22 protein-coding genes are annotated in these 23334 nt (G+C 36.3%); 9 read left to right on the forward strand and 13 right to left on the reverse strand.

The features are described from left to right. Positions 1–103 precede the first annotated feature (103 nt). On the reverse strand, positions 104–466 hold the full coding sequence (locus tag ACSV4D_RS01060) for a DUF983 domain-containing protein (protein ID WP_439226816.1): 363 nt from the start codon (positions 464–466) through the stop codon (positions 104–106). A gap of 91 nt (positions 467–557) precedes the next feature. Between ACSV4D_RS01060 and ACSV4D_RS01065 the strand changes: the two genes are divergently transcribed. After that, positions 558–1424 (forward strand): helix-turn-helix domain-containing protein, encoded by an 867-nt coding sequence (locus tag ACSV4D_RS01065; protein WP_439226817.1) that lies wholly within the window; start codon positions 558–560, stop codon positions 1422–1424. Between the two features lie 376 nt (positions 1425–1800). On the opposite strand, the gene purT is transcribed toward ACSV4D_RS01065, so the two are convergent. The 4 genes from purT to ACSV4D_RS01085 all read right to left on the reverse strand — a co-directional run bounded on the left by purT (position 1801) and on the right by ACSV4D_RS01085 (position 6309). Then, complete coding sequence (gene purT, locus ACSV4D_RS01070) at positions 1801–2961, reverse strand: formate-dependent phosphoribosylglycinamide formyltransferase (protein ID WP_439226818.1); 1161 nt, start codon at positions 2959–2961, stop codon at positions 1801–1803. Between the two features lie 177 nt (positions 2962–3138). Beyond that, on the reverse strand, positions 3139–3846 hold the full coding sequence (locus tag ACSV4D_RS01075; RefSeq protein WP_439226819.1) for a hypothetical protein: 708 nt from the start codon (positions 3844–3846) through the stop codon (positions 3139–3141). Between the two features lie 136 nt (positions 3847–3982). Next, positions 3983–4747, reverse strand: coding sequence for an abortive infection family protein (locus tag ACSV4D_RS01080; protein ID WP_439226820.1), 765 nt, complete (start codon positions 4745–4747; stop codon positions 3983–3985). A gap of 473 nt (positions 4748–5220) precedes the next feature. Next, a complete protein-coding gene (locus ACSV4D_RS01085) occupies positions 5221–6309 on the reverse strand; it encodes a mandelate racemase/muconate lactonizing enzyme family protein (protein WP_439226821.1) in 1089 nt (362 codons plus the stop codon). A 131-nt stretch (positions 6310–6440) separates the two neighbouring features. Between ACSV4D_RS01085 and ACSV4D_RS01090 the strand changes: the two genes are divergently transcribed. After that, positions 6441–7289 (forward strand): AraC family transcriptional regulator, encoded by an 849-nt coding sequence (locus tag ACSV4D_RS01090; RefSeq protein ID WP_439226822.1) that lies wholly within the window; start codon positions 6441–6443, stop codon positions 7287–7289. Between the two features lie 15 nt (positions 7290–7304). Here ACSV4D_RS01090 and ACSV4D_RS01095 read toward each other — a convergent pair whose 3' ends face one another. Then, the gene (locus ACSV4D_RS01095) at positions 7305–7730 is read right to left on the reverse strand and encodes a DoxX family protein (protein ID WP_408080982.1); all 426 of its coding nucleotides are present in this window, start codon (positions 7728–7730) and stop codon (positions 7305–7307) included. Positions 7731–7818: 88 nt separating this feature from the next. Then, the gene (locus ACSV4D_RS01100; protein WP_408080983.1) at positions 7819–8271 is read right to left on the reverse strand and encodes a ferritin-like domain-containing protein; all 453 of its coding nucleotides are present in this window, start codon (positions 8269–8271) and stop codon (positions 7819–7821) included. 207 nt (positions 8272–8478) lie between these two features. Here ACSV4D_RS01100 and ACSV4D_RS01105 point away from each other — a divergent pair, with 207 nt between their 5' ends. Continuing rightward, the gene (locus ACSV4D_RS01105) at positions 8479–9240 is read left to right on the forward strand and encodes a hypothetical protein (protein WP_439226823.1); all 762 of its coding nucleotides are present in this window, start codon (positions 8479–8481) and stop codon (positions 9238–9240) included. 172 nt (positions 9241–9412) lie between these two features. Here ACSV4D_RS01105 and ACSV4D_RS01110 read toward each other — a convergent pair whose 3' ends face one another. The 4 genes from ACSV4D_RS01110 to ACSV4D_RS01125 all read right to left on the reverse strand — a co-directional run bounded on the left by ACSV4D_RS01110 (position 9413) and on the right by ACSV4D_RS01125 (position 13771). Then, positions 9413–10909 (reverse strand): rhamnogalacturonan lyase, encoded by a 1497-nt coding sequence (locus ACSV4D_RS01110; protein WP_439226959.1) that lies wholly within the window; start codon positions 10907–10909, stop codon positions 9413–9415. Positions 10910–10927: 18 nt separating this feature from the next. Further along, positions 10928–11275 (reverse strand): hypothetical protein, encoded by a 348-nt coding sequence (locus ACSV4D_RS01115; protein ID WP_439226824.1) that lies wholly within the window; start codon positions 11273–11275, stop codon positions 10928–10930. Between the two features lie 105 nt (positions 11276–11380). Beyond that, positions 11381–12571: a pyridoxal phosphate-dependent aminotransferase gene (locus ACSV4D_RS01120; RefSeq protein WP_439226825.1), complete on the reverse strand. Its 1191-nt coding sequence runs from the start codon at positions 12569–12571 to the stop codon at positions 11381–11383. A 105-nt stretch (positions 12572–12676) separates the two neighbouring features. Then, positions 12677–13771 carry a fatty acid desaturase family protein gene (locus ACSV4D_RS01125; RefSeq protein ID WP_439226826.1) on the reverse strand — a complete coding sequence of 365 codons (1095 nt, stop codon included), beginning with the start codon at positions 13769–13771 and terminating at the stop codon, positions 12677–12679. 110 nt (positions 13772–13881) lie between these two features. On the opposite strand from ACSV4D_RS01125, the gene rsmG reads away from it, so the two are divergent. Both rsmG and ACSV4D_RS01135 read left to right on the forward strand, forming a co-directional pair. Next, positions 13882–14511, forward strand: a complete 630-nt coding sequence (rsmG, locus tag ACSV4D_RS01130) for a 16S rRNA (guanine(527)-N(7))-methyltransferase RsmG (protein ID WP_408080988.1) — start codon at positions 13882–13884, stop codon at positions 14509–14511. A 49-nt stretch (positions 14512–14560) separates the two neighbouring features. Continuing rightward, positions 14561–15235 carry a DUF2490 domain-containing protein gene (locus ACSV4D_RS01135; protein ID WP_439226827.1) on the forward strand — a complete coding sequence of 225 codons (675 nt, stop codon included), beginning with the start codon at positions 14561–14563 and terminating at the stop codon, positions 15233–15235. A 104-nt stretch (positions 15236–15339) separates the two neighbouring features. Here the strand turns inward: ACSV4D_RS01135 and pruA are convergent, their stop codons facing one another. Beyond that, a complete protein-coding gene (gene pruA, locus ACSV4D_RS01140) occupies positions 15340–16968 on the reverse strand; it encodes an L-glutamate gamma-semialdehyde dehydrogenase (protein WP_439226828.1) in 1629 nt (542 codons plus the stop codon). A 190-nt stretch (positions 16969–17158) separates the two neighbouring features. Between pruA and ACSV4D_RS01145 the strand changes: the two genes are divergently transcribed. Genes ACSV4D_RS01145 through pdeM form a run of 4 tightly spaced genes read left to right on the forward strand, consistent with a single transcriptional unit; the run spans position 17159 to position 22903 of the window. After that, positions 17159–18184 (forward strand): ligase-associated DNA damage response exonuclease, encoded by a 1026-nt coding sequence (locus ACSV4D_RS01145; protein WP_439226829.1) that lies wholly within the window; start codon positions 17159–17161, stop codon positions 18182–18184. Next, on the forward strand, positions 18185–19786 hold the full coding sequence (locus tag ACSV4D_RS01150) for an ATP-dependent DNA ligase (RefSeq protein WP_439226830.1): 1602 nt from the start codon (positions 18185–18187) through the stop codon (positions 19784–19786). A 15-nt stretch (positions 19787–19801) separates the two neighbouring features. Beyond that, positions 19802–22261 carry a ligase-associated DNA damage response DEXH box helicase gene (locus ACSV4D_RS01155; RefSeq protein WP_439226831.1) on the forward strand — a complete coding sequence of 820 codons (2460 nt, stop codon included), beginning with the start codon at positions 19802–19804 and terminating at the stop codon, positions 22259–22261. A gap of 6 nt (positions 22262–22267) precedes the next feature. Continuing rightward, complete coding sequence (gene pdeM / locus ACSV4D_RS01160) at positions 22268–22903, forward strand: ligase-associated DNA damage response endonuclease PdeM (RefSeq protein ID WP_439226832.1); 636 nt, start codon at positions 22268–22270, stop codon at positions 22901–22903. Here pdeM and apaG read toward each other — a convergent pair. Further along, positions 22900–23286, reverse strand: coding sequence for a Co2+/Mg2+ efflux protein ApaG (gene apaG / locus ACSV4D_RS01165; RefSeq protein WP_073241343.1), 387 nt, complete (start codon positions 23284–23286; stop codon positions 22900–22902). The two genes, pdeM and apaG, sit on opposite strands and share 4 nt — an antisense overlap. Positions 23287–23334: the final 48 nt, after the last annotated feature.

Raw genomic sequence — 23334 nt, forward strand, 5'->3', positions numbered from 1 at the left:
ATTGGTGGTTAGTTTAGTTTGTTTGGACCGCTTCCTTATCTCTCCGATAAGGAAGTGGTCTTTTTTATTCCAGAGTTTATAGGGACAATAGGTGTTGCTTTGCTTAATTCGAATAATTTTTAAACATATAAATCCATAACAAGCGGGATAGCCGAATGTTTAAAGGTGCTAAAGCGACTATAACTGCCATGATAGCAGGAATGATTCTCAGGTCGAAGGTTTCTTTAAAAAAGAAACTGGCAATCACATAAGTCGTAATTCCCTGAGCTACCGTCAGCCCGTAACTCACATACATGGCACCAAAAAAATAACCTGGTTCTTTTTTGAATTTATAATGACAATGTGGGCAGTATTCATTCATTTTTGGAAAACCAAACCGGAAAAAAATACTTTTTTCTTTAAAAATTTTCCCCTGATGACAATGCGGACAATCATTTTTCAGAATATGGATAAGTGTATTTGACATAATTTCTGTTTTTTTACAAAGGTATTTATTAGCTATCTGCCGGCTATTTTCTATATTCGCTTATTGTAGCACAAAAAAGACATTTGTCAGAATGAAAAAATATCCCGTTTATAGTATCGAACAGTTCAACTGCAATTCAGTTAGCAGTGATTTGTATATTAATACGTTTAAAAATCATTTGGTCAGCCATAGTTTTATAGAGAAACCGCACCGCCATAATTTTTATCTGTTGGTTTTTTTTATCAATGGTTCCGGAATGCACGAAGTCGATTTTGATCGCTTTGATATTCGTCCGGGTAGTGTTTTTGTGTTACAGCCCGGGCAAATGCACCATTGGATTTTGTCTGAAGATATAGAAGGTTTTATTGTTTTCTATACGGCTGAAATGTATAATTTATATTTTGGTAATAAAAAAATCGAGGATTATCCTTTTTATTTTTCGGTACAAAATAGTCCTGAAATTGTTTTAGAGGAAGCAGAAATCAATCAGGTTTTGCCTTATTTTGAAAACTTAATTGCCGAAAGTCAAAGCAATCAGTTATTGAAGCGGGATAAGATTATGAATCTCTTGGACAGTATTCACATTGAGTTGGCACGGAAGTACAGTCAGATTCATGTTCATGAAGCGCATTCTTATAATGTGAAAATTAAAAATCTGGAACAACTTTTAGAGCAAAAATTCAAAGAAGAAAAATCGGCGGCTTATTACGCATCGGAGCTTCATATTACGCTGAAACATCTGAATCGAATTTGTAATGAAATCCTAAAAAAAACAACCACCGAAGTAATTGTGGATCGGGTAGTGCTGGAAGCCAAACGCATGCTGCTGGATAAAAACTGGACCGTCAATGAAATAGCAACCGAGTTGGGCTATGACGATTATTCTTATTTTAGTCGCTTGTTTAAAAAACACACGAGTGTAACACCCACCGCTTTCCGATTATTGAAAAAAGATTAGGAGTTATTTTTTTTAATATAGATTTTTAACCGCAAATTGCGCAAATTACTTTTATTTAACGAATTCATTGTCCTTAGCTTCCGCAGTCGAGCGTCAAATGTTTGAAGAATGCGTAAAAAGAAAAGTTGTTTGAGCGCAGCGAGTTCTTTTCTTTTAGCATTTGAAAACTAATTTGACCGACGAGGAAGTGTAAGACTTGATTTTTTTGTTTCTTTTTTGATCAAGCAAAAAAGAAAATTGGTAAACCATAATTTTACTTTTATTAAAAACGCGATTGGTAATGTTTTTTACGTAATGCAATGAAATAAAAAATGTATCGAGAACCGTTATAGATGAGATATTGGATTAGTTAATTTTGATTAAGCAAAAAAGAAAATTACTTTACATTCACTAAACTCGCCGCTTTTACGGCCTTTTCTACAACTTCTTCAATTGGTGTTTCTAAAGTATCATTAACTAATGCAACTCCCATTCTTCGGTACATTCTTGACGATGGTTTACCAAAGATTCTAAAATCAGTTTTAGGCAATGCAGCAATTTTTTCAATTCCAGTATATGTTGGATTCGAACTATTTTCAGATGCTAAAATAACCGCACTTGCTCCTGTTTTTTCTAAGGTAATTTCGAAAATGGGTAAACTCAAAACCGCTCTTAGATGCAATTCGAATTCGTTGAAATTCTGTGTTCCTGCCAGTGTTACCATTCCGGTATCATGCGGACGAGGCGAGAGTTCAGAGAAATAAACACCATCATCGGCTATGAAAAATTCAACGCCAAAAAGTCCTGCTCCACCTAAGGCTTCGGTTACTTTTTCGGCCATGTCCTGCGCTTCGTACAAATCTTTATCGGAAATTCGGGCAGGTTGCCAGCTTTCCTGATAATCGCCACGTTCCTGACGGTGACCAATTGGCGCACAGAATAAAGTACGATTGTTGTTTTGAGTTACGGTCAATAAAGTAATCTCCGAATTGAATTTTACAAAAGCTTCCACAATTACTTCCACCACATCACCACGCGAACCTGCTACAGCATATTCCCATGCTTTTTCAATATCAGCTTCGGTTTTTATCGTAGATTGTCCTTTTCCTGACGAAGACATTAATGGTTTTACGACACAAGGAATGCCTACTTCAAGAACGCCTTTTCGTAATTCCTCGGCTGTTGTAGCGTAACGGTATTCGGCAGTTTTTAATCCTAATTCTTTAGAAGCTAAGTCACGAATGGCTTTGCGATTCATTGTAAAGTTGGCCGCCTTAGCCGATGGAACAACGGTAATGCCTTGTTTTTCGTAATCGTAAAAACGCTCGGTTCTAATGGCTTCTATTTCAGGAACGATGAAGTCAGGATTGTGTTTGGCTACAATCTTATCTAAAGCGTCGCCATCCAGCATATTAATCACTTCAAAATCGTGAGCCACTTGCATAGCCGGAGCATTTTCATAGCTGTCAACTGCAATCACAGTTTGCCCGATGCGTTGTGCTGCGATTACAAATTCTTTACCAAGTTCGCCTGAGCCGAGAAGGAGGATTTTTGCCATTTTTATGATTTTATTGCGAAAACAAAAATAGTTTAAAATTTGGAGTATTGCGACTTCAAATTTTAAACTATTTATAAGTAAAAGTATTGTTCTATAATTTAATCTTTATGGTCACAAGTACTAAACTTAGACTGCCATAGGGAATCGTAGTTACTTATATTCTAATAAGTATTATTCTTAGTTTTTAATCATAATGATTGGAGTAAGTTCTGTTTTTAATTTTTCAAATTCGTCTTTACTCATCATGTCAATTTCCATCAATTCTTTTGATTCTTTTAATTTTGCAATAGCTTCATCTCTAGTCATTTTTCTATTTTTTAATAAAATTTCACCAGACTCAATCGCTAACTCGGTATCCATTACGCTTAAATATTTATTTATTCCAAAAGCTCTACCATTTATTTCTCCCAAAACCATAATAACGTACAAAGGTTTGTTTTTACTACCCCTATGATATGTTTTTATTTCCTTGACAACAACGGTAGTATTCTTTAAACTATTGTCTGCCATATTCTGTGCATCTCCGCCCATGGCTGTCATAATACTTCCAAATCCAGCAGGTCTGCCCATTTGTACAAATTCGTAAGTTTTTTTAGAAGTACTTCTTGATTGTCCCACACCTCCTCTTGCTTTGGTTCCATAACTACCTGAGTAAGTTCTAGTATTCATCTCTTGAGATGTAGGTACTCCTAGTACTAAAGTATCACCTATTTTGACACTATTCTTACTGGTTGTTAAATATTCTTTTACTTGAGAACCACTTTTAATTGAGCTGAAAAAGTTAATGTCTTGAGTGTTTTCGTAAGTCAATAAGTTGATGTCCTCTTGTGCATACATAGTAATAATTGACAAAAAAATAGTGAAAAATGTAATTGTTTTTTTCATAATAGTTATTTAATTATAATTGTTTGTTTAATATTTCAAAACGTTTTATTTACAGTGGATCTGAAAGTAAATTAAGCCTAGTATTTGGGTTTTTCAAATTTCAATTAACGGCGTTGCGAGTTGTTAAGTAATGTTGTCATTGTGATTTTTCAAAGCTTAAAAATAAATATTCTGAAATTGTTTTCGCTAAATTAACACTTAATATAGCATGCCTTTCCTCAATTTTATATTCAGATTTCAATGGTCCATTTCCATGTGAATCACTATAAGAATTCCGAAGTCCGGAAACACCGTTTATGATGCTAAAAATCCCTGATAAAATTTGTTTTAGATATTCATTTTCAGAATCTCCTGGAGATATTTTTAATATTGCTGAAACTACTTTGTATAATTTAATTAAGTTACCATCATATTCATATTTTTCTTGTGTTTTAGTTTCGACAATGAATAGGCAAATTGATTCAATTAAAGTTCTGGCATTTGTTATGGAACCGTCATAATCTTTTTCAGCTATTTTGGAATTACACTTTTTTATCTGCTCGTGTATGTATTCAAAAGAAATTCTATCTAACTCTTTAGTTTCAACCAAGTCAGTAGTTTCTATTTCAAAATCTGGAAAATATGTAACTTGGGTTATTTCTGGTTCATTATCTTTTAAAGGATAAATTTGTAATACTGCATTAAATATTTCTTGTTTATCAGCTGGTGAAAGTTTATCAATTTCCGCTTGAATTTTTGGATGAGACTTTATCTCAAATGTGCTTAATCTTGAATACCATCTACTTCCAAATGTACTTGATTCATCAAGATATGATATGGAATTACTTAATAAAGCAGATAAGTCTTGACGACCTTTGTAATCTAATACTCTCTTTAATTTTTTAATATCTTTATCTTGCATGAATTCTGATTATGAGATTTCTTATAATCTTGCCTAACTTGTATGTAAGTCTGATTATTGTCAGACTTATATAGTTTTCAAATATATGAAAATATCTTACAAAAGTTCTGCTCTCTAATTATTTCCTTTTAATTCTTTTAGAGAAGTAAATTCCAGTTAAACCTCCTTTTAAGCACCCATTGCTCCGTTAAAAATGCCCTATTACACCTGTAAATAGGTATAAGTACTCCCGTTTTATAGGTGGTGTACACCTGTTTTCAGGGTATAGTACACCTGTTTTGTAGGTGGTATTATACCCATTTTGGGGAGTACTTAGCCTGTTTTACCGGTGTATAACTCCGTTAAAACAGGCTATGTCGCGTATTTTTGGACTGAATATTGACTTTTTTATTTTGTCATTGAGACAAAAAAAAGCCTCATTCATTACAATGAGGCTCGTTGTTGCGGTAATTGAATTACCTATTGGATCTGGTTTACAACTTAATTTCAGTCATTCGGTCATCGATAAAACGAAACCCCCAGCCCGGTAAATCGTGCGGTTTTGCAAAACCATCCTGAATAACCATTGGGTTGTCAATTAATGGATCGACCCAGTCAAAAGATTCCACGCCCACGCCATTTGAAATGGTACACAACAACGGAACATCATAATCTTTGTAATAATGTGGGAGCACAGGCAGGTGAAAACTTTTAGCCAAAGCCGCACTTTCGCGCCAGGCTTCGACACCACCAATTCTCAAAATATCGGGTTGCCAAATGTCTAAGGCATTTCGGGTGGCTAATTCTCTAAGCGGCAAAGTGTCAAATTCTCTTTCTCCCATAGCCAGTGAAATTCCGGTGTGGTTTTTCAGGATTTCATAACCCTGGAAATTCTGGTGATGGATGGGTTCTTCAAACCAGTTGATGTTTAAATCCCTGGCTTCGCGCGCCAGTTTCATTGCCGATGGCAAATCCATTCCCTGATTGGCATCCATCATAATATCGACTTTGTCGCCCACGGCTTCACGCACTAAACGCAAACGCTCGACATCGGTGCTCACTTTTGGAGAACCTACTTTTATTTTTACCGCTTTGAAACCACGGTCGGCATAATTGGTTACTTCTTCAATCAATTCGTCAATAGAATAGGAAATCCAACCGCCACTTCCGTAAATGGAAACTTTTTCTTTGTGTGTGCCTAAGATTTTATGGATGGGTTGTCCCAAAGTTTTTCCCCAGGCATCCCACATGGCGATGTTGATAGCGGCTTGTGCCCAACGCAATACGCCTTGGTTTCCAAAATATTCCGCTAATTCGTCTAGTTTTTGGTAAACAGCCGCAGTTTCATTGACATTATAACCTTTTATAACCGGAATAATATCTTTTAAAGCACCTACAATGGCATTGGGAGAATATTGAAAAGACAATAAATAGGATTCTCCAATGATGCCGTTTTCTAATTGGATTCTCATCACAATAAAGGAGATTTCGGTTAGCGTATGGGTAGCATCGGCAATTGGTTTTTTAAGCGTGGAAGTCGCTTTGTATAGTTTTACGTCTCTAATGGCGATCGATGAGTTCATGCTGTAATGATTTTAGTATCTGCAATATTACAAATCTTAAATAAACACTATTTGCATTATAAAAGCAATTTCAGACACTATATTGATGCAAAATAGTGTTATTTTTACCGTTTTACATCCGTTTAGAGTCTATGAAAGCAGAATACCGAAGTATTAGCCCGTCGCCGGGGAGTTCGTTCAGAACCAGTATTTTTGAAGGAAAAGAATTTATCGCTTCCTGGCATTTTCATCCGCAGTATGAACTGACTTATATTTTGGGTAGCAGTGGGATTCGGTATGTGGGGGATAATATGGCTAATTTTGAGTACGGCGATTTGGTTTTAGTGGGTTCTAATTTGCCGCATTGCTGGAAAACGGTTGGTGAACAAAAGGAAGAAGTGCGCTGTATTATTATCCAATGGGATGAAGATTTGCTGAGCGGTTGGTTAGAAAAAGAAGAGTTTCAATACATCAGGCAAATGATGCAACTGGCCTCGCGTGGAATTCATTTCCCTAAAGATCATGCGCTGTTGGTCGAAAAAAAAATGTTGGAATTAATCGATTTGCCTCCTTTTGAGCGGCTTTTGTCTTTTTTGCAAATCTTACAAGAATTGACCAAAGCTCATCATAATTGTTTGGCAGGAGAAGGTTTTACGAGCAATTTGACGGTGAAGGAAAGCGAGCGTGTCAATTTGATTTACAATTATGTCAAAGAATATTACAATCAGCAGATTACCTTAGAGGATATTGCTCAAAAAATAGCGATGAATAAGGATTCTTTTTGTCGCTTTTTCAGGAAAACCTTTCGCAAGTCTTTTTTTGAATTTATCAATGAGTACAAAATTAGTTTGGCGACTAAAATGTTGATCAATACGGATTTAACCGCATCGGAAATAGGGTATCAGGTAGGCTATAATAATCTGAGTTTTTTTAATCGTCAGTTTCAGAAATTTGTCCAAATGTCACCTTCCAGATATCGAAAAATGTACAGGACGATATAAGCTGCATAGCTGCTCTTATGGTTTCTTATTTCTGTTAATTATATAGTATAACGCATTGGTAGACCAGAGTGCCCATACAATTAATACGGGCTGAAACAGCAAACGTATGAATCGTTTTTGATTAGTGTCGAGACCAAAAGCACTAATGCCATTGGTATACTGTGATATATTTCCCGGAAATACCAACACATAAAATACGGCTAAAGCAATTCCGATTTGAATACGATATTTAGACAGAAAAATCATTGCCAGACCCAGAGCAATCTCTACAACCCCCGAAAAAACTACTACAAAATCTATAAAAGCTGGATCTCTGGGCAGCCACATAGGTACCTGTGCCGTAAATTCCTGACGTTGAAAAGTGAGATGACCTACACCGGCCAGTACCATAAGAGAGCCTAGCAGTATTCTGAAAATATTTTGCAATAAAGAAGTTTTCATGTCTAAATTTTAAAAAGTGAAAGATGGTCTGTTTTTATAAAAAATAACCCCAGAAAGTCCTGAGGTTATTGTATTTGTAGAGTGCTAATTAGGAGTTTAATTTTAACTTCATTAAAACAGCTCTGATACTATTGAGTTGTTTGCTGATGAGTGCTACCTGATTAGGACTAAGATGTTCATTTTCTAAAGCCATTTCGTATTTTTCGACAGCCGCTTCTTCACCGGTAATGCAGGCATTTATAATTGCTTCGGTATCATTACTTGTAAATGTTGATTTAATGTCAATCCATGCACGGTGTATAGCACCTAATGGTCCGCCTCCTGCAGTATCTGTTGTTTTTCCTAATCTGTTGATTTCATCCTGAAGTTCAACAATGAACAAAGCACGTTCGCGGGCATAATTTGTAAAATTCGATTTAATCAGTGGTTCTTCTGCATGTTCCGCAGCATTGGTATATCCTAGTTTACCATCTTCCAAAATGGCAATTAGTCCGTCTAATGTGCTTACTATTTCTGTTCTGTTTTCATCTGTATTTGTCATGATATTGATTTTTAATGATTTATATATTACAAAGATGGGGATAGTAAGTCTTTTTAATCTTATACTATTTCGGGACGTTTTTATAAAATTTCAGAATTGCGAATGCTAATGTGTTTTCTCACTGAAAAATTTACCAACTTTTTAACAATGAGGTATGTAGCTTTTGTAATACTTTTATAGGAGAGAAATAATTTTATTTTCCTGCTTATGAAAGGATTTTTACCATTACTGCTGTTTTTTTTATTTCAATGGAGTTTTGGACAATCTGTTGAAGGGAAACTAATTCATGGAAAAATAGTGGCAAATTCCGGAAATATTGATGGAGTCACGATTGTGAATATCGTTAATGAAAAAGCTACTGTAAGCGACAGTAATGGTGAATTTTATATTTTGGCAAAAGTCGAAGATTTATTAGTTTTTTCTTCTTCTAATTTAGAAATCCATCGTAAGCTTATTGAAGAAGAAGATTTGAAATCAGAATTTTTAACCATCAAAATGTTTGATAAAATCAATCAGCTTGATGAAGTGGTAGTTAACAAACATCCGGAAATAAATGCCGTTTCGATGGGAATTATTCCTAAAAAAGTAAAACATTTTACTCAGATGGAAAGAAAATTGTACACGGCAGGTGATTTTAAACCCATACACTTACTGGGACTTTTGGGTGGAGGTTTAGAACTTGACCCAATTATAAATGCTATAAATGGTCGGACTAAATCAATTAAGCATATGATTGAAATCGAAAAAAAATCTAGTTTGTTAAATCAAATAGAATATCTTTTTGATGAAGAATATTATACAAAAAAGTTACGTATTCCTAAAGAGCACATCAAAGGATTTCAATATTATTGCGTGGAGGATGAAAAAAACAGTAGTATTTTGAAATCAAAAAATAAAACGAATATTGAGTTTTTGATGGCCCGGTTAGCAATAGAATACAATGACATAATTCTTTGTGAAGCAGAATAAAAAATTATCTAGTTTGGATTGGGATTTGCGTGAGGGATAGTAGTGGAAATCCTTTATGTTTTTCCTTTAAAAACATAAAGATTGCAGCGAATAGCCCGACCCTTTAGGGACACGCCACAAAAAAGCCCCAAGTTTTACCTGAGGCTTTGTCTTTCATCGTTTTATTAGAAAATTATTTAGTTGTTTTTGGCACAACTACATTTGGTTTAGTTTGTGGTGTCATATCTGTACCTAAATAGAAACCAGGGTGAGGTGGCTGATTGTAAGATGAATTTTGCCAGGCTATCGCTACTCTGTATTGGGTGTCGTGCATCAATGTATATAATTTATGATCAGTAGGGATGTTAGTAGTATAAATTCTAATAGCAGTATTATCCTCTTTGCGTAAAATTACTTCTTCACGCCAGTCTCCAAAAAGATCCGCGCTTAAACAAGGTGTTGCTTTTGTTCCGTTGTTTGATTTGTAACCTGTAGCAGTTAGTAAATTATCGCTTTTAGCATTGGTGTAATCCCATTTGTCAATTCTGTTGGAGTTTAATAATTCTCTGCTTAAATCGCCATCCCACCAGATGGCAAAATTCATCGAAGGTTTAGCAGTTCCTATTTCGTTTCCTTTGCAATTGTATAAATTTCCTACTGAACCCCAGTATTCATAGCCTTTATGGCGAGGGTCAATATCAGCAGCCAGACCACGACCTACATCGATTCCCTGACCATTTACACCCCATAATGGTTCTCCGGTTTTGGCATCTCTGAATTCAAGTCCGTATTGACCGTAACTTCTGGGACTTTCATGACATTGCCATACTTCCTGTCCGGGACGATCGGGATCCATATCAGTCATGTGCAGAGAATCCCCATGCCCCAGACCATTGGAATATAATGTTGTTCCGTCATCATCAATCGCATTACTGCCATTACAGACTTCGTCTTTCCCGTCTCCGTCAACATCACCCACAGTCATCTGATGGTTTCCCTGTCCGCGGGCAGCTTTGTTTTCAGCATCGTCACTGTCATAAATCCATCGTTTAGAAAGTTTGTTATCTCTCCAGTCCCATGCCACACGAACAAGTCTGGTGTAATAACCGCGTCCCATAACCAGACTAGGTTTTTCTCCATCCAGATAAGCAACGGCTGCAATAAAACGATCTACACGATTGCCATGATCATCACCCCAGCCAATACCGTTTCCGCCACGGGCAGGTAAATAATCAGTAGTTGCCATTGCTTTACCAGTTAATCCATTAAAAACCGTTAAGAACTCAGGGCCTGATAAGATAAATCCGTTTTCATTTCTATAATCTGCAGTAGCTGATCCTATTATTGTTCCAGTTCCGTCGATAGTTCCATCGGCAGTTTTACAGGCCATTTCAGCTTTTCCGTCCGAATCTAAATCATATACCATAAATTGGGTATAATGTGCTCCGGCACGAATATTTTTTCCTAAATCAATTCTCCAGAGCAAAGTTCCGTCCAGACGATAGCAATCAATAAATACATTTCCGGTATAGCCTTTGTGCGAGTTGTCATGCGCATTGGAAGGATCCCATTTTACAAAAATTTCATATTGTCCGTCTCCATCCACATCGCCCACACTGCAATCATTTACGTTGTAAGTGTAAGCACGTCCGTCAGGACTGGTTCCGCCAGCGGGAATTTGCATCGGTATATCTAAATAGGGATTAGCCTATACATTCGCGGTTTCTGAAGCAGCTTCTTCTTTACCATCCACAATCGCACGGATATAATAGTTGTCATCTGTGGTTGTTTCGTGAGTGAAATTGGTTTTTGTAGTAAAAGGACTTTCTGCCACTTTTTTGCCATTGCAATACAAATTGTAGCTTACATCTGTAGGTTCGGTTCCCAGCATTCGCCAGTTAATATATACCTGATTGGGGTTGACACGCGTGGCAACAAGACCTCGATTTAGTTTTTCTACTATTCGTTGCGCCTGCATGTGTGAACTAATTCCGAAAATTAATAAGAGCAGAATAACTGATTTTCTAAGAAAACCTGAAGTAAATTTTTTATTCATAATTGGTTTATAGGGTTGGTTGATTTGGCGCATTTATCACAAAATTAGTGCCAAAAAAAGCCTCAAGTTTCCTTGAGGCTGATTATATGAAAATCGAACTTTAGACTATCCAGCTAAAGCATCTTTAATTCTTTTTAATGCTTCTTTCAACAATTCGTCGCTGGTTGCATAAGAAAAACGAATACAGTCCGGGTTTCCAAAAGCATCACCGGTTACTGTTGCTACATTAGCTTCTGCTAAAAGATACATCGAAACATCGTTAGCATCTTTGATTTCAGTTCCTTTTAAAGTTTTTCCGAAGAAAGAAGAAACGTCAGGGAATACATAGAAAGCTCCTTCCGGAACGTTGATTTTAATTCCTGGGATTTCTTTTAATAAGCCAACAACTAAATCTCTACGGCTGTGGAAAGCCTGAACCATGTGGTTTAATACTGATGGATCAGCATCTACTGCAGTAATAGTAGCACGTTGTGCCACAGAGTTTGCTCCTGAAGTTACCTGTCCCTGAATTTTAGTACAGGCTTTAGCAATAAATTCCGGTGCTCCAATGTATCCAATTCTGTATCCGGTCATAGCAAAAGCTTTTGCAACTCCGTTTACAGTGATGGTTCTGTCAAACATTCCCGGAACAGATGCAATACTGCAAAAAGTTCCTGAGAAATTGATGTGCTCATAGATTTCGTCAGCTACTACATAGATGTTTGGGTATTTTTCTAAAACTTTAGCTAAAGCTGTTAATTCTTCTCTGTTGTAAACAGATCCAGAAGGGTTACAAGGAGAAGAGAACCACATCATTTTAGTTTTTGGTGTGATAGCCGCTTCTAATTGTTCCGGTGTGATTTTGAAATCAGTTTCTACAGAAGTGGGAACTTCTACAGGAACTCCACCTGATAATTTTACAATTTCGAAGTAAGAAACCCAGTAAGGTGCTGGTAAGATTACTTCGTCACCGTCGTTTAACATTACCTGTGCAATGTTGTATAAAGACTGTTTAGCTCCTGTAGAAACTACAATATTTGCTGGTTTGTAGTCTAAGTCATTGTCTCTCTTGAATTTTCTGCAGATAGCATCTTTCAATTCAGCATATCCGTCAACCGGCGAATAGGTGCTGTAGTTTTCGTCAATCGCTTTTTTAGCGGCTTCTTTAATGAAGTCAGGCGTGTTAAAGTCAGGTTCTCCTAAACTTAAACTGATGATGTCTTTACCCTGCGCTTTTAATTCTCTGGCCAAAGCCGCCATTGCTAATGTTTGTGATGTAGCAAGATTGTTAATTCTGTCTGAAAGTGGATTACTCATTAATAAAGTGTTGATAGCCCTGAGTTTTTTTATTGGAAACAGGGTGGTTAATTATTTATTTTAATTAATTATTGTTCAAAAGTACCAGGTACTTCATTTATTTTTTTAAGCCATTTCTGGTTTCATTCCTAATTCTTTTAAATGCCTGAAATGTGCAATAATTGCATCTCGCATGGTTTTGTATTCATAATAAGGCAGGTTGCATTCCTGTGCGGTTTCACGAACAATTTTTGCAATTTTGCCATAATGAATGTGACTGATATTTGGAAAAATATGATGTTCTATCTGATGATTTAGACCTCCGGTGTACCAGTTTACTAATCGGTTTTTAGGAGCAAAATTAGTTGTGGTAAATAATTGGTGAATAGCCCAGGTGTTTTCCATTTCCCCTAATTCATTGGGTGAAGGATTTTCGGTTTCTTCTACTACGTGAGCCAATTGGAAAACAATACTTAAAATCAATCCTGCAGTATAATGCATGATAAAGAATCCAATTAATACTTTCCACCAGACAATTCCAATTACGATTGGTAAAACAATCCAGATAGCAACATAAATAATCTTAGTGATGATTAAAGTAGTCCATAAAATTTTAGGACTTTTAGGTTCACCATAAGATAATTTTCTTTTCAGATAGTTTCTCATTTGCTTAAAATCGGTTGTAATTGCCCAATTAAAAGTCAATAATCCATATAGAAAAACAGAATAATAATGTTGAAAACGATGAAAACGATGCCATTTAGCACTTTTAGTAAAACGAATGATTCTTCCTGCGTCTAAGTCTTCATCATGCCCGGGAATATTGGTATAGGTGTGGTGCAGTACATTATGTTGTACCTGCCAGTTGTAGACATTTCCGGCTAACACATAAATGGTTCCGCCCATAATTTTGTTTACCCAGTTTTTATTCGAATAAGAACCATGATTGCCATCATGCATGACATTCATACCCAATCCGGCCATCCCAATTCCCATAACAATAGTTAAAAGCAGGTGTGCCCAAAAAGGCATATTAAGGGTAAGAATTAAAAAATAAGGAACAAGGAAAACGGTAAAAAGGATAATCGCTTTTAAATGGAGTTTCCAATTACCTGCTTTTGAAATGTTATTTTCTTTGAAGTAATTGTTTACCCGCGAGTTAAGCGTTCTAAAAAACTTTAGTTTGTCTTGCTTAGCAAATGTAGGTGCGGTTGTATTCATATAATTCAAAAATAGCGTTCAAAGATAATTATTTATAAATTTTAACTCTGCAAAATTGAGTTAAATATTTCAAACTTAAAAATAGTACTTTTGTTAAAAAAAATAAAACGATGGACGAAATATTGCGCTATTTTCCGGATTTGACCGATATTCAAAAAGAACAATTTCAAAAACTGGATTTTTTATACCACGATTGGAATGAAAAAATAAATGTAATCTCCCGAAAAGATATTGATTCCTTATATACTAAACACGTGCTGCATTCTTTAGGAATTGCTAAAATCATGAAATTTGAACCTGGCAGTTATGTTCTGGATGTGGGAACCGGTGGCGGATTTCCGGGAATTCCATTGGCTATTCTGTTTCCCGATACCCGTTTTTACCTGATTGATGTAATTGCTAAAAAAATAAAAGTAGTTCAGGGAGTGGCTGATGCTTTAGGACTTAAAAATGTAAAAGCAGAACAAATTCGTGCCGAAAATGTAAAAGGTGATTTTGATTTTATCGTGAGTCGTGCTGTAACTAATATGCCGGATTTTGTCTCCTGGGTAAAAACCAAAATCAAGAAGCAACAGAAGCACGAATTAAAAAATGGAATTCTGTACTTAAAAGGGGGAGATTTATCTGAAGAATTAAAAGATTTTCCAAAAGCCACACAATACGATTTAGCAGATCATTTTAAAGATGAATTTTTTGAAACAAAGAAAGTGGTGCATTTACCGTTGAAGTTTGTGGTTTAAAATTTGTGAACAAAATAACTTTTTAACTTTTAAATTTTTCAGAATTATAATGGTAAACAAATTACGATCAGGCTGTTTTTTGTTAGTATTACTTGTAGCTGCTAATCTAAACGCACAAAAAACGGATACAGGAAACTGGTTTCTGTATTTTGGAAATCAAAAAATTAATAATCGCTGGAACTGGCATAACGAAGTGCAATACCGTAATTATAATTTTGCCGGAGATTTGGAACAATTATTATTGCGAACAGGGATAGGGTATGATTTATCCGAAAACAATAATAATCTGTTGTTGGGATATGCTTATATTCATTCCGAGCCTTATGTGGCAGGAACGGATGATAAACTGGAAACCGATGAGCATCGCATTTTTCAACAGTTTATCACAAAACAACAATTTGGCAGAATCAATATTCAGCATCGTTATAGGATTGAAGAACGATTTGTAAAAGATGATTTCAAATTGCGGTTGCGTTATTTTATTTCTTTGAATGTCCCCATCAATAAAAAAGTAATGGAGAAAAATGCTGTTTATGCTTCTGCATACAATGAAATCTTTCTGAATACAGAACAGAATCAGTTTGATAGAAATCGCCTCTATGGCGGAATCGGGTATTGTTTTAACAAAAGTATAAAAGTCGAAGCTGGAATTATGTCGCAAATGATGACCAATAACAGCAGAGCACAATTTCAGATTATGGTTTTTAATAGTTTGCCTTTTTAGATTTCTACAGAATAAAAAAATAAAAACTACCCAAATTCAACTAATTTGAATTTGGGTAGTTTTTTTAAATCTAAAATCTGATTTCTAAAATCTAAAATCAGAATCTATTCTCCTAAAAACGGATATCTGTAATCTTCCGGAGAGACAAAAACTTCTTTAATTGTTCTTGGTGAAACCCAACGCAGTAAGTTTAAAACAGAACCTGCTTTATCATTCGTTCCCGATGCTCTGGCACCCCCAAAAGGTTGTTGACCTACAACGGCTCCGGTAGGTTTGTCATTGATATATAAATTTCCTGATGCGTTTTGTAATTTTACAGTTGCTTCCTCGATTGCATAACGATCCTGACTAAAAATAGCTCCTGTAAGTGCATAATCAGATGTTTCGTCGATAAGTTTTAAAGTATCTGCCCAATCAGAATCTTCATAAATATAAATAGTTAAAACAGGACCAAATAATTCGGTTTCCATCGTAATGTATTTCGGATTTGTGGTCAGAATAACGGTTGGCTCAATAAAATAACCAACAGATTTGTTATAATTCCCTCCGATGATAATTTTGGCATCGGCATCATTTTTAGCTCTGTCAATATACCCGGCTAATTTATCAAAAGAGCCTTCGTGGATTACAGCTGTGATAAAATTCCCAAAATCTTCAGGAGACCCCATTTTTAGAGATTTAATATCCGTTGTAAGTTGGTCTTTAATAGCTGGCCATAAACTTTTTGGGACATAAACTCTGGATGCTGCGGAACATTTTTGCCCTTGGAATTCAAATGCACCACGTACCATTCCGGTAACAGCTTGTTTTACATTGGCACTTGGATGAACCATAATAAAATCTTTTCCACCTGTTTCACCTACTATTCTTGGATAGGTTTTGTAATGATGAATGTTGCTTCCAATTTTTGCCCAAAGATCTTTAAAAACATGAGTGGAACCGGTAAAATGCAATCCTGCAAAATCTCGGCTTGCTAAAATAGTATCGGTAATCATGGCAGCATCTCCAAAAACGACATTGATAACACCATCAGGAAGACCTGCTTCTTTGAAAACTTCGATAATAATTTTTGCCGAAAAAACCTGACTGTCACTCGGTTTCCAGACTACCACATTTCCCATCATAGCAGCACTTGCAGGCAAATTAGCAGCAATAGCCGTAAAGTTAAAAGGGGTGATGGCATAAATAAAACCTTCCAGCGGGCGGTATTCGAGTCTGTTCCAGATAGCAGAGTCAGAAGTAGGTTGATCTGCATAAATTTGTGTCATAAATTCGACATTGAAACGTAGAAAATCGATTAATTCACAGGAAGCATCAATTTCTGCCTGATGAATATTTTTAGACTGACCAATCATCGTTGCGGCATTAATTCGGGCTCTGTAAGGTCCGGCAATTAATTCGGCTGCTTTCAGGAAAATAGCGGCACGTTGTTCCCAGGCCATGTTAGCCCAGGCTGTTCTTGATGCTAAAGCATTTGCAATGGCGCTTTCAATATGTTTTTTTTCGGCAATATGATAACTACCTACTATATGTTTGTGATCGTGCGGAGGAGTAATATTTTGAGTGTTTCCGGTTCTGATTTCTTCTTTTCCAATATATAGCGGAACGTCAATTTTAGCATTCCACATTTTTTTGTAAGCAGATAAAACGGCTTCTTTTTCGGGAGAATCAGGAGCATATCCTTTTACGGGTTCGTTGACAGCTTTGGGTACTTTGAAAAATCCTTTTAGCATATTGTACTATTTAAATTATAAATTATTGATTTTATCAAAAATACAAAGCTTATTTTTATTTCTCTCCCAATACAATATTAAAATGTTGGAATTTAATAAATTAATCGAATGAAATTATAAGGTAGTTAAGCTGGTTAAGAATTAAATTTGGTACCAATGAAAGCACTGTTTTCTATATAAAAGAACGATTATGAAAATTCCACTTTTAGCTTTTAATGATAAAGGAATTTATTGTCAACAGGCCGATGTATATCTCGATCCCTGGCGACCGGTAAAGAACGCTATTATAACCCACGGACATTCTGATCATGCACGCTGGGGGCATCAAAATTATATTACACATCATACTAATGTTCCTGTTATTAAGCATCGTTTGGGCGAAATAAATGTAACTGGAAAAGAGTGGGGAGAAACATTTGTGATCAATAACGTGAAATTTTCACTGCACCCGGCCGGGCATATTATAGGAAGCTCACAAATTCGAGTGGAACATAAAGGAGAAGTCTGGGTTTTTACAGGAGATTATAAAATGGAAGATGACGGAATTGCTGTTCCTTATGAAGTTGTAAAATGCCACACTTTTATCACCGAATGCACTTTTGGGCTGCCGGCATTCAACTGGACTCCGCAAGCCGAAGTGATTACTGAAATCAATAATTGGTGGGCAGAAAATAAAGCTGAGGGAAAAACATCTGTTCTTTTTGGGTATTCTTTAGGGAAAGCACAACGGCTTTTAAAATATTTAGATACTGACATCGGTAAAATCTACACGCACGGAGCAATTGAAAACATGACGAATGTTTTGCGTCCGATGGTGGATTTTCCACCTACAACATTAATAACCCGTGAAACCAAAAAAGAAGATTTTGCAGGAAATATTGTTCTGGCTCCGCCAAGTGCTCACGGAAGTGTATGGATTAGAAAAATGACGCCTTTTGTGACGGGTTCTGCAAGCGGCTGGATGGCTTTTCGCGGAGCCAGACGCAGACGGGCTATTGACAAAGGTTTTGTATTAAGCGACCATTGTGACTGGTTTTCTTTATTGGACAGCATCAAAGCGACCGGTGCTGAGAAAATAATATGTACGCACGGTTACACCGATATTTTTTCGAAATATCTAAGAGAATTGGGTTATGATGCCCGAACAGAGAAAACACAATATGAAGGAGAAAGCGAAGAAACGGAAAAAGATGTGGAAACGGAAAAAGAACTTTAGATGAAAAATTTTGCCCAACTTATCAAAACCCTTGACAGTTCTAATAAAACCAATGTAAAAGTAGATGCACTGACAGCCTATTTTAAAAATGCATCTCCGGAAGATAAGGTGTGGACCATTGCAATTTTGTCCCATCGGCGTCCGCCCAGACCTGTGAACACGACTTTATTGCGTACCTGGGCAAACGAACTGGCGAATATTCCGTTATGGCTTTTTGAAGAAAGTTATCATATTGTGGGCGATCTGGCAGAAACTATCGCTTTGATTATTCCCACCACAAAAGAACATTCGGATAAAAGTCTGACCGAATTTCTACAGGAAATCATTGCATTAAAAAAGAAATCAGATGCAGAAAAAAAAGAATATTTACAGCAGAACTGGCTGGCTTTGAATTATTATGAGCGCTTTGTTTTTACCAAATTAATTACCGGAAGTTTGCGAATTGGCGTAAGCCAAAAATTAATGACCAGAGCTTTGTCCCGTGCAGAAAATGTTGATGAAGATGCTCTGGCTTATAAATTAATGGGGAATTGGGATCCCAATGCGATCACTTTTCAGGAATTGATTCTGGATGAAAAAAGCAGTGATTATTTGTCAAAACCTTATCCTTTTTATCTTGCCTATCCCATTGAAGATAACATAGAAAGTCTGGGAAATCCTGAAGACTGGTCGATAGAACATAAATGGGACGGGATCCGGTCGCAAACTATTATTCGGGAAAATGAAATGTATGTCTGGTCAAGAGGAGAGGAGTTAGTCACAGATAAATATCCGGAGTTTCAGTCTTTTATTGGAATAATCCCAAACGGAACTGTTATTGATGCTGAAATTTTAGCATTTCCGGAAGGAGAAATAGGGACTTTTAATGATTTGCAAACCCGTATTGGTCGTAAAACCGTAAGTAAAACATTGTTGCAAAAAGTACCTGTAATTCTAAAAGCCTACGATATTTTAGAATGGAAAGGACAGGATATTCGAAATTTGCCTTATTCAGAAAGACGATTATTACTGGAACAACTGTATGATATTGTAAAAGATAAGCTGCCCAATTTTCAACTCTCAGAAAGAGTTTTGTTTTGTTCCTGGGAAGAGGTAACTACCGAAAGAATGCGGGCTCGCGAAATGAAAAGTGAAGGTTTGATGCTGAAACGAAACGACTCTTCGTATCAGGTAGGAAGGAAAAAAGGAGACTGGTGGAAATGGAAAGTAGAACCTTTGGTAATTGATGCGGTTTTGACCTATGCCATGCGGGGGCATGGTCGTCGTTCGAATCTTTTTACGGATTATACTTTCGCCCTTTGGCAAAATAATGAACAAGGCGAAAAAGAATTAGTAACTTTTGCAAAAGCATATTCCGGTTTAACCGATGCTGAATTTCGAAAAGTAGATAATTTTATAAAGAATAATACGTTGGAGCGATTTGGTCCTGTCCGGAGTGTTACGCCACAATTGGTTTTCGAAATTGGATTTGAAGGGATTGCACTTTCAAAAAGGCATAAAAGTGGCGTTGCAACGCGTTTTCCAAGGATTCTGAGATGGCGGCATGACAAAAAAATTGAAGACGCAAATTCCATTGAAGATTTAAAAAATATGATTCCTTAAAGTGAAAACTTCCTCATGAACAGAGAAGAACTATATACTATTGCAGAGAATTGGTTTAAAAAACAGGGTTGGAAGGCTTTTCCTTTTCAGACTCAAACCTGGACTGCCTTTTTACAGGGAAAAAATGGTTTACTGAACGCTCCTACAGGAAGCGGAAAAACCTATGCCTTATGGTTTCCGATAGTTCTGGATTACATGAAAAAGAATCCCAATTATAAAACCAGGCACAAACCCGGATTAAAAGCCATTTGGATTACGCCATTACGGGCACTTTCTGTTGAAATTAAACAAGCTGCTGACCGCATTGTTGAAGATTTGGATTTGCCACTGACAGTTGGGATTCGATCCGGAGATACTTCGCAAAGCGAAAGAACCAAACAAAGTAAAAAAATGCCCGATTTATTAATTACAACACCTGAAAGTTTACAATTGCTTTTGGCATCTAAAGAATTTGCTAAAACTTTTGCGAATTGCTCTGCTATTGTAGTTGATGAGTGGCACGAATTGTTAGGAACAAAACGCGGTGTTCAAATGGAACTGGCGTTGTCTCGTTTAAAAACGGTTGCAGCCGGAATGCGAATCTGGGGAATTTCTGCAACCATAGGAAATCTGGAATTAGCGCAACAGGTGTTATTGGGGCCTGATTCAAAAGCGTATCAGAATTCGGTTTTGATAAAGGCTCATATTAACAAAAAAATAAAAGTGCTTTCGATATTACCTGAAAAAATGGACAGTTATCCGTGGCGCGGACACATGGGGTTACATTTGATTGATGAGGTGGCGAAGATCATCAGAAATAGCAAAACGACTTTAATTTTTACTAATGTGCGTTCTGCCTGTGAAATATGGTTTCAGGCTATTCTGGAAAAATATCCGGAATTTGCCGGCGAAATGGCCATGCATCACGGAAGTATCAGCAGAGAAACCCGCTTGTGGGTTGAAAATGCTATTAGAAATGAAGAACTAAAAGTTGTGGTTTGTACTTCGAGTCTGGATTTAGGGGTCGATTTTGCGCCTGTTGAAACAATTATTCAGATAGGAGGTCCAAAAGGAGTGGCGCGTTTTTTGCAAAGAGCAGGACGAAGCGGACACCAGCCCGGAAAAGAAAGTGTAATCTATTTTCTTGCTACCCATGCTATCGAATTAATTGAAGCTTCGGCTCTGAAAAAAGCAGTGGACAAAACTATTGTAGAAGACAGAATTCCATATTTAAATAGTTGGGATGTACTGGTGCAATACCTGAATACCTTAGCGGTTTCGGATGGTTTTTTTCCGGACATTATTTTTGAAGAAGTAAAAAAGACTTTTTGTTATCAGAATATTACCAAAGAAAACTGGAACTGGATACTGAATTTTATTACCAATGGAAGTCAGAGTCTTCATATTTATGATGAATTTAAAAAGGTAGAGATTGAAGAAGATGGACGTTTCAAAATCAATAACCGGTTTATTGCTATGCACCATCGGATGCAAATTGGAACAATTGTGGGAGATTCGGCATTGCATGTGAAGTTTCTGAGCGGTGGTTACATTGGTTCTATTGAAGAATGGTTTGCGTCTAAATTGCAACCGGGAGATGTTTTTACTTTTGCCGGAAAAAAACTGGAATTATTCCGAATTAAAAATATGCAGGTACTGGTACGAAAAGCAGATCCTAAAAAGGCATCACGAACGGTTAGCTGGATGGGAGGAAGAATGGCGTTGTCAGTACAAATGAGTGAATTATTGCGGGTGGAATTATATGCTGCCAATACCGCTAAACTCACGCCGGAACTCAAAGCTTTAAAGCCCATTTTTGAAAGGCAACGTAAGGAAAGTATTGTTCCTGATGCCGATGAATTTTTAATAGAAACGTTTAAAACCAGAGAAGGATTTCATGCCGTTTTTTATCCTTTTGAAGGAAGATTTGTGCATGAAGCTTTGGCGAGTATGCTGGCATACCGGATTAGTCTGTTGTTTTCCATAACCTTCTCTTTAGCATATAATGATTATGGTTTCGAATTGCTATCGGATCAGGAAATTGATATGGAAGCAGTTTTTGATAATAATTTATTTTCCACAGCATATGTACATCAGGATTTACAAAAAAGTCTGAATTCAACCGAAATGGCAAGAAGAAAATTCAGAGATATTGCAGTAATTGCCGGATTAGTTTTTACCGGAATGCCCGGAAAACCCGTTAAAGCGAAACATTTGCAAAGTGGTTCGCAGTTATTGTTTGAAGTGTTCCGGGATTATGAACCGGATAATTTATTGCTTCAGCAGGCTTTTACCGAAACTTTTGAACATCAGCTGGAAGAAGGGCGTTTGATCCAGGCTTTAGAAAGAATCAACCAGCAAAAGATTGTATGGAAACAATGTAAAAAGCCAACACCCTTTAGCTTTCCGATAATTACAGACCGGCTACGGGAAAAATTATCCAGCGAAACGCTACTGGAAAGAATTAAAAAAATGACAGCCAGTTATATGAAATAATTGTTTATGAAGATAATAATTAATAATCAGGAATTTATTTTGCATCCATCAGGTGCTGTTTTTTGGAAAGAGAAAAAAATACTTTTGATTTCAGATGTACATTTTGGCAAAGTAGCACACTTTAGAAAATACGGAATTGGGATTCCTAAAGATGCAAGTCAGGAAAATTTTACACGTTTAAATGCCGTTTTAGAATTGTTTGATTCAGAAATTATCATTTTTCTGGGTGATTTATTTCATAGCAAAATCAACAATGAATGGGCGTTATTTGTAGCTTGGAAAAAAAAGATCTCTCAACAAGTCATCCTGATTGAGGGTAATCATGATATCATAGGCAAGCATCATTATTCTGATTTGGATATCGAAATTTATAATGAGTTGGTAATTGATGATTTTCTGTTAACACACCATCCTACAGAAAGTGAAGCGTTTTTTAATTTTTGCGGGCACATCCATCCGGGAGTTAAATTAAGAGGTTTGGGCAGGCAATTTTTAAATGTATCTTGTTTTTTTAGAAAACAGAAGCAACTAATCTTTCCGGCATTTGGAGAATTTACAGGGAATTGTTATTTAATGCCCACAGAAAATGATATTGTTTATGCAATAACAAAAGATGAGGTAATTGAAGTAAGCAGTAATTAATTAAGCGCAAATGGAGCGCACAGTCTGAAAGTAGGAATGATTACCTTAAAAGTTTTGGTATTGGTAAAATTTATCATGTTGAAATGTCCTTTCATAGCTCCATAAGGAGAGGAAAGTAAACAACCTGAACTGTAAGTATGATTTTCACCCGGTTTTAAAACAGGTTTTTTACCAATGATTCCTTCACCATCTACCACTTCAATATTGTTCAGAGAATCAAATATTTCCCAATGACGGGAGGTAAGTTGTACAGAATCTTTACTGTGGTTTTCAATCGTGATATGGTAACTAAAGGCAAAATGAATCTTGTAGTTTTTGAAGTAAGTGCCTTCAAAACTAGTCAAAACGGTTATTTTTATGCCTCTTGTTATCTGAGAAACCATAGTAAAATATTAAATCTATGTTTAATAAGGACAAAATTACAAAATTTT

Source organism: Flavobacterium sp. ARAG 55.4 (genome assembly GCF_051846875.1).
GTDB classification, from domain to species: Bacteria; Bacteroidota; Bacteroidia; order Flavobacteriales; family Flavobacteriaceae; genus Flavobacterium; species Flavobacterium plantiphilum.

Excerpts from the sequence above, each read along its gene's own strand:
- ACSV4D_RS01090 (WP_439226822.1), top strand. The coding sequence starts at position 6,441 with ATGAAAGCAGAATACCGAAGTATTAGCCCGTCGCCGGGGAGTTCGTTC.
- rsmG (WP_408080988.1), top strand. The coding sequence starts at position 13,882 with ATGGACGAAATATTGCGCTATTTTCCGGATTTGACCGATATTCAAAAA.
- ACSV4D_RS01065 (WP_439226817.1), top strand. The coding sequence starts at position 558 with ATGAAAAAATATCCCGTTTATAGTATCGAACAGTTCAACTGCAATTCA.
- ACSV4D_RS01145 (WP_439226829.1), top strand. The coding sequence starts at position 17,159 with ATGAAAATTCCACTTTTAGCTTTTAATGATAAAGGAATTTATTGTCAA.
- ACSV4D_RS01155 (WP_439226831.1), top strand. The coding sequence starts at position 19,802 with ATGAACAGAGAAGAACTATATACTATTGCAGAGAATTGGTTTAAAAAA.
- ACSV4D_RS01135 (WP_439226827.1), top strand. The coding sequence starts at position 14,561 with ATGGTAAACAAATTACGATCAGGCTGTTTTTTGTTAGTATTACTTGTA.
- ACSV4D_RS01080 (WP_439226820.1), bottom strand. The coding sequence starts at position 4,747 with ATGCAAGATAAAGATATTAAAAAATTAAAGAGAGTATTAGATTACAAA.
- ACSV4D_RS01150 (WP_439226830.1), top strand. The coding sequence starts at position 18,185 with ATGAAAAATTTTGCCCAACTTATCAAAACCCTTGACAGTTCTAATAAA.
- ACSV4D_RS01095 (WP_408080982.1), bottom strand. The coding sequence starts at position 7,730 with ATGAAAACTTCTTTATTGCAAAATATTTTCAGAATACTGCTAGGCTCT.
- ACSV4D_RS01100 (WP_408080983.1), bottom strand. The coding sequence starts at position 8,271 with ATGACAAATACAGATGAAAACAGAACAGAAATAGTAAGCACATTAGAC.
- purT (WP_439226818.1), bottom strand. The coding sequence starts at position 2,961 with ATGGCAAAAATCCTCCTTCTCGGCTCAGGCGAACTTGGTAAAGAATTT.
- pdeM (WP_439226832.1), top strand. The coding sequence starts at position 22,268 with ATGAAGATAATAATTAATAATCAGGAATTTATTTTGCATCCATCAGGT.
- ACSV4D_RS01060 (WP_439226816.1), bottom strand. The coding sequence starts at position 466 with ATGTCAAATACACTTATCCATATTCTGAAAAATGATTGTCCGCATTGT.
- apaG (WP_073241343.1), bottom strand. The coding sequence starts at position 23,286 with ATGGTTTCTCAGATAACAAGAGGCATAAAAATAACCGTTTTGACTAGT.
- ACSV4D_RS01120 (WP_439226825.1), bottom strand. The coding sequence starts at position 12,571 with ATGAGTAATCCACTTTCAGACAGAATTAACAATCTTGCTACATCACAA.
- ACSV4D_RS01075 (WP_439226819.1), bottom strand. The coding sequence starts at position 3,846 with ATGAAAAAAACAATTACATTTTTCACTATTTTTTTGTCAATTATTACT.
- ACSV4D_RS01085 (WP_439226821.1), bottom strand. The coding sequence starts at position 6,309 with ATGAACTCATCGATCGCCATTAGAGACGTAAAACTATACAAAGCGACT.
- ACSV4D_RS01115 (WP_439226824.1), bottom strand. The coding sequence starts at position 11,275 with ATGAATAAAAAATTTACTTCAGGTTTTCTTAGAAAATCAGTTATTCTG.
- pruA (WP_439226828.1), bottom strand. The coding sequence starts at position 16,968 with ATGCTAAAAGGATTTTTCAAAGTACCCAAAGCTGTCAACGAACCCGTA.
- ACSV4D_RS01125 (WP_439226826.1), bottom strand. The coding sequence starts at position 13,771 with ATGAATACAACCGCACCTACATTTGCTAAGCAAGACAAACTAAAGTTT.
- ACSV4D_RS01105 (WP_439226823.1), top strand. The coding sequence starts at position 8,479 with ATGAAAGGATTTTTACCATTACTGCTGTTTTTTTTATTTCAATGGAGT.